5 protein-coding genes are annotated in these 5,265 nt (G+C 38.7%); 4 read left to right on the top strand and 1 reads right to left on the bottom strand.

Annotated elements, in window-relative coordinates; translation table 11 throughout:
* Nucleotides 1–140: 140 nt before the first annotated feature.
* Complete coding sequence (gene putP, locus F3G86_RS07395; protein WP_149723488.1) at nucleotides 141–1,628, bottom strand: sodium/proline symporter PutP; 1,488 nt, start codon at nucleotides 1,626–1,628, stop codon at nucleotides 141–143.
* Between the two features lie 146 nt (nucleotides 1,629–1,774).
* On the opposite strand from putP, the gene F3G86_RS07390 reads away from it, so the two are divergent.
* The 4 genes from F3G86_RS07390 to F3G86_RS07375 all read left to right on the top strand — a co-directional run.
* Nucleotides 1,775–2,485: an amino acid ABC transporter permease gene (locus F3G86_RS07390; protein WP_012140157.1), complete on the top strand. Its 711-nt coding sequence runs from the start codon at nucleotides 1,775–1,777 to the stop codon at nucleotides 2,483–2,485.
* A complete protein-coding gene (locus F3G86_RS07385; RefSeq protein WP_149723487.1) occupies nucleotides 2,478–3,206 on the top strand; it encodes an amino acid ABC transporter ATP-binding protein in 729 nt (242 codons plus the stop codon). The genes F3G86_RS07390 and F3G86_RS07385 overlap by 8 nt, the downstream gene beginning before the upstream one ends.
* A gap of 11 nt (nucleotides 3,207–3,217) precedes the next feature.
* Nucleotides 3,218–3,988, top strand: coding sequence for a basic amino acid ABC transporter substrate-binding protein (locus tag F3G86_RS07380; RefSeq protein WP_149723486.1), 771 nt, complete (start codon nucleotides 3,218–3,220; stop codon nucleotides 3,986–3,988).
* A 128-nt stretch (nucleotides 3,989–4,116) separates the two neighbouring features.
* A partial coding sequence (locus F3G86_RS07375; RefSeq protein ID WP_149723618.1) for a cache domain-containing protein occupies nucleotides 4,117–5,265 on the top strand: 1,149 nt, incomplete at its 3' end.

Below are 5,265 nucleotides of genomic sequence, written 5' to 3'. Positions count from 1 at the left end.
ATACAAGATAGAAAAGCATTGCAAATACTTATTTTATAAATTTATATGAAGAGCGAGAAATAATTATCCAATAAAGACGGTAAGATAAATTTTAGAAATTCCCAGTTACAAGTACTAGGAATTTCTTATAAATTTAAGACCTAAAGCCTTGTCTTCATCTTTTCAAATTCATCTTTTATCACTTGCTCGTGCGGCTCACTCGTCATTTTATTTATCGCGTCGCCCCAGATACTGACCATGATGATGGCTAGACTTGAGGTTAAAATGCCTGGTAAAATTTCATAAACATAGGCATTTAGCCCTGATGTTATCCAAAATATTACGGTCGCACCGCCAGCTATCATGCCAGCAAGCGCTCCAAGTGCGCTCATACGTTTCCAGTAAAGGCTAAAAAGCAGCACCGGACCAAAGCTCGCGCCAAATCCAGCCCAAGCGTTGCCAACGACGTTTAGAACGTTATCTGTTGATAAAAAGGCAAGCACTGTGGCGATTAGTGCTACGACCACGACAGCGTAGCGGCTGATCGCTGTTTGCGTGCTTTGACTCACCTCTTTTTTATAAAAGGCAAATATGAAGTCTTTTGTGACCGAGCTTGATGTGACTAAAAGCTGGCTTGAGATGGTACTCATGATCGCTGAAAGCACGGCTGAGATGATGATACCTATAAAAAATGGTGGGAAAAGTAGCTCACCAAGCTTTAAAAATACGGTCTCAGGGTCGCTTAGTCCGCCTCTTTGGCTAAAATAGACAAAGCCGATAAGCCCGCTCATAATTGCACCAAGTAGGCCGATCGTCATCCAGCCAATGCCGATCCTTCTTGCCTTTGCAAGCTCTTTTGAGTCACGTATCGCCATAAATCTAACTATGATATGTGGCTGCCCAAAGTAGCCAAAGCCCCAAGCTAGAAGGCCCAAAATGCCCCAGAAAGTCTGATCTCTAAAAGGATTTAGGTGATTTGCGTCAAGTCTGCTTATCTCTTTTATCAAATTTGTATCGCTTGGCAGGTCTAAATTTAGATATGCCACGACTGGGATCGAGACTAGGACACAAAACATCAAAAGTCCCTGAAATGCGTCAGTTATGCTAACAGCCTTAAACCCACCAAAAAATGTGTAAAAAACCACGATACAAAGCGTAAATATCGCGCCATATTTAAAGCCTATGCCAAAAAAGCTCTCAAAAGTCTTGCCTCCAGCGATGATACCGCTGCTTACATAAAGCGTGAAAAATATCAAAATGATAAGGCCAGATACGATCCTTAAAATTTTTGTTCTGTCTTTAAAGCGGTTTTCTAAAAAATCAGGTATCGTGATGCTGTCGCTTGCAACCTCAGTATAGACCCTAAGCCTCTTTGCTAGAAATAAGTAGTTGCAGTAAGCTCCCACGATAAGACCAGCTATCATCCAGACATTTGCCACTCCAGTTGCGTATAAGGCCCCGGGCACGCCAAGTAGCATCCAACCACTCATATCAGAAGCACCAGCACTAAGTGCGGTGACGACTGGACCCATTTGACGGTTATCTAGCAGATACTCGTTCATACTTGCATTTTTATCGTAGAAATATCGTCCGATGAAGAGCAAGAAACCAAAATAGATGGCGATGGCTAAATAAGACCCAAAGCTCATAAATTTCCTTTCAAATAAAATAAAACGCTTATGTTATTACAAATTTATTTAAATTTCAATGCTAACGCAATCCTTAAATTCATTTAAGCAAAATGATATATTTTTTTTCGTATCATTTAAGGTTACATTTTAAAGAAAGGACGAAGTTGAACGCTCAAAATTTAGCCAAATTTCTATTTTTTATAATAATTGTCTCGCTTGGAACATATTTTTTCTATCCAAGAGATCTTAGCGAGGCGCAAGAGATCGCATATATCAAAAGTTACGGAGTGACGCTAGGCCTTACTATAGGCGGTATTGCTATAGGTATAACACTTGGATTTATTTTAGCTTTTATTAAATTTTTAGATATCAAGGTTTTAAATTTTGTCATAGATGAGTATATCGACATCTTGCGTGGAACACCTGTAATACTTCAACTTCTAATATTTTCAGTGGTCATTTTTGCCACTTGGAGTGACAACTTCTATGTCGCTGTGATCGCACTTGGACTAAATAGCTCGGCTTACGTCGCTGAGATCGTAAGAAGCGGCATAAATAGCGTCGATAAAGGTCAGATGGAGGCTGCTCGTGCGATGGGGCTAAACTACTACGTTTCGATGCGTGAGATAGTCTTCCCACAAGCTACTAAAAATATCTTGCCAGCGCTTGCTAATGAGTTTATCTCACTTTTTAAAGAGACCTCAGTCGTTGGCTACATAAGCGTCGTTGATATCACGATGCAAAGTAAGAGCCTTCAAGCGGTCTTTTACAGCCCAGAGCCAGTCATTTTTACGGGCATTGTATATTACGTGAGCGTTAAATTTTTCACCCTTTTGGTGAAACTACTTGAGAGGAGACTAAATCGCCATGATTGAGATTAAAAATTTAAACAAAAGCTATAGCGATTTGCGTGTTTTAAATGACATCAGCGTGGATATCAAAAAAGGTGAAGTCATAGCGATAATTGGTCCAAGTGGCGGTGGAAAAAGTACATTTTTACGTTGCATAAACCGTCTTGAAGAGCCAGATAGCGGACATATCAAGATAAACGGCGAAGATATCCTCAATAAAAAATCAGACATAAATAAAATTCGCCAAAAAGTGAGCATGGTTTTTCAGCACTTTAACCTTTTTGCAAACAAAAACGTCTTGCAAAATTTGACCCTTGCTCCGATAAAAGCTGGGATCTTAGACAAAGAGAGTGCCGAGAGGAGGGCAGATGAACTGCTAAAGAGTGTTGGGCTAAGCGATAAGAAATTTGCCTATCCGCACAAGCTCTCAGGCGGTCAAAAGCAGCGTATCGCGATCGCTAGAAGCCTAGCGATGGATCCAGAGGTGATACTATTTGACGAGCCAACAAGTGCGCTAGATCCTGAGATGATCGGCGAGGTGCTTGATATCATGAAAGATGTCGCAGCCAAGGGCATAACGATGCTTGTGGTGACTCATGAGATGGGCTTTGCAAGAAACGTGGCAAATAGAATTTTCTTTATGGACAAAGGCAAGATAGCAGTTGATGACACACCAAAAAATGTCTTCACAAATCCGCAGCACGAGCGTCTGCGAGAGTTTTTAGGTAAAATTTTAAATCACTAATAAGGAGAAAAATGAAAAATTTATTAAAAGTTCTAGCATTAGGGTTAGTTATGTTTTTTATAGGTTGTGGCGATGATAGTGGCAAAAAAGCCACTGCAAATGCGCCAGAAGCTAGCAAAGAGATAGTTTATAAGGTGGGTTCAAGCGCTGATTACCCTCCGTTTGAGTATCTTGATGATAAAAATCAAATCGTTGGTTTTGAGATCGATCTTCTAAATGAGATCACTAAAAAAACTGGTATCAAATTTGACGTTGCAAATATGAGTTTTGATGGGCTAATACCAGCTTTAAAAACGGGCAAGATAGATATCGCGATAAGCGGTATGAGCGCTACAGATGAGAGAAGAAAGTCTGTTGATTTTACTAAGCCATATTATTTTTCAGAGAATTTATTTATCCGCAAAAAAGGCTCAGACGTAAATAAAGATAACCTTAAAGATAAGAAAATTTCAGCTCAAGTTGGCACGCTTCAAGAAGAGGCAGCTAAAAATATCACAACTCAGTCAATCCCAGCTGAAAACGTAGCGGCAGCTATAATGTCACTAAATGCCGGCAAGATCGATGTTGTGCTTACTGATAGCCCAATAGGTGTTGAGTTTTTAAAACAAAATCCAGACTTAGAGGAGTTTTTAAGACTTCCTGACGGCACAGATGGCTTTGCGATGGCATTTGATAAGGGTAAACATACTGATCTTATCAAAAAGATAGATGCTGCGATCGAAGAGCTACAAAAATCTGGCGAATTTGACAAAATGCTCGCTAAATACGACCTTAAAAAATAAATCCTAATATAAATTTGCAAGAGGCAAGATGCTTCTTGCAAAAAATCTCACAAATTTCTAATTTATAAAATTTAATATTATTTAAATATATTGTAATAAAATTGTTAATTTGATTTAAGGAGAATGCAATGAAGTCACTCAGGATGAGAACGGCACTTGTGCTAAGTGTCATGCTTTTGGTTTGTGTTAGTGTGGTTGGTCTTGTGACCTATAACATGGCTAAAAATTTATATACCGACAGGGTCGAAAGTAAAGAATTCCCACTTGCTGTCAATGAAGTTGGTTATAAAATAGAATCTTACATCGATAAGATAATCGACGCTTCTTATCAAATAACTCAAAATAGCTTTTTAATAGACTGGGTCAAAAATGGCGAGGACGAGCACGGCAGAAAGGTCTTATTTGACTATTTTCAAACTCTTGCTAAAAATTTAAAGCTAGATACGATAATGTTTGGTTCAGATAGAACCCTAAACTACTACGTCGAAGATAAAATTTTAAAGGTCATTAACCCAGAAAATGACAAGTGGTACTACGCCTTAAAAGATGGCAGCAGCCTAAGCTTAATCGACATCAACAAGGCTGAAGACGGCAGCGGCAAGATAATGATGTATATAAACTACAAAGTTCAAAAAGATGATAAATTTTATGGCATCGCAGCGACTGGCGTAAATTTAAGCGAGATAGTAAATTTTGTTCAGTCACAAAAGATAGGTCGTGGCGGTAAATTTCTACTAGTCGATGAAAAAGGTGACATCAAGATCGGCAAAGATGAAAGCGGCAATCTAAAAGATATAGTAGGCGAAGCAAATCTTAAAAAGCTAATCAATGAAAATGGCAGCTACATATCGCTAGATAAAGATGGCAGAAATTTATTGATCGGCTCAAAATATATCAAAAGTATGGGCTGGTATCTGATCGGCGAGCTTGACAAAGATGAGCTTTTAGAGGATCTAAACTCACTTGCTTATGCGTCTGTTGGAGTGCTTGTAGTGGTACTTATTTTAGGACTATTGCTCTCACTTTACCTATCTTCTTACCTCCTAAAAATCATCCTCAAACTAAAAACAGGCCTACTATCTTTCTTTGATCTACTAAATCATAAGACAAACAAAGCAGAGCCTATAGAGATAACATCTAAAGATGAATTTGGTCAAATGGCAGAGCTAATAAACAAAAACACAAAGGCCATTGAAGATGGTATGAAAGATCAAAGTATCTTCATCCAAAAAGCCAACACCTTTGTAAATGAGATAAAAGATGGCAACTATGAAGCA

The sequence above is a fragment of the Campylobacter concisus genome (assembly GCF_902460595.1).
GTDB lineage: Bacteria > Campylobacterota > Campylobacteria > Campylobacterales > Campylobacteraceae > Campylobacter_A > Campylobacter_A concisus_BL.
The sequence above is the reverse complement of the archived record's forward strand: the minus strand, read 5'-3'. Positions and strand labels throughout refer to the sequence as shown.

Coding starts and splice junctions, on each gene's coding strand:
- putP (WP_149723488.1), bottom strand. CDS start 1,628: ATGAGCTTTGGGTCTTATTTAGCCATCGCCATCTATTTTGGTTTCTTG.
- F3G86_RS07385 (WP_149723487.1), top strand. CDS start 2,478: ATGATTGAGATTAAAAATTTAAACAAAAGCTATAGCGATTTGCGTGTT.
- F3G86_RS07380 (WP_149723486.1), top strand. CDS start 3,218: ATGAAAAATTTATTAAAAGTTCTAGCATTAGGGTTAGTTATGTTTTTT.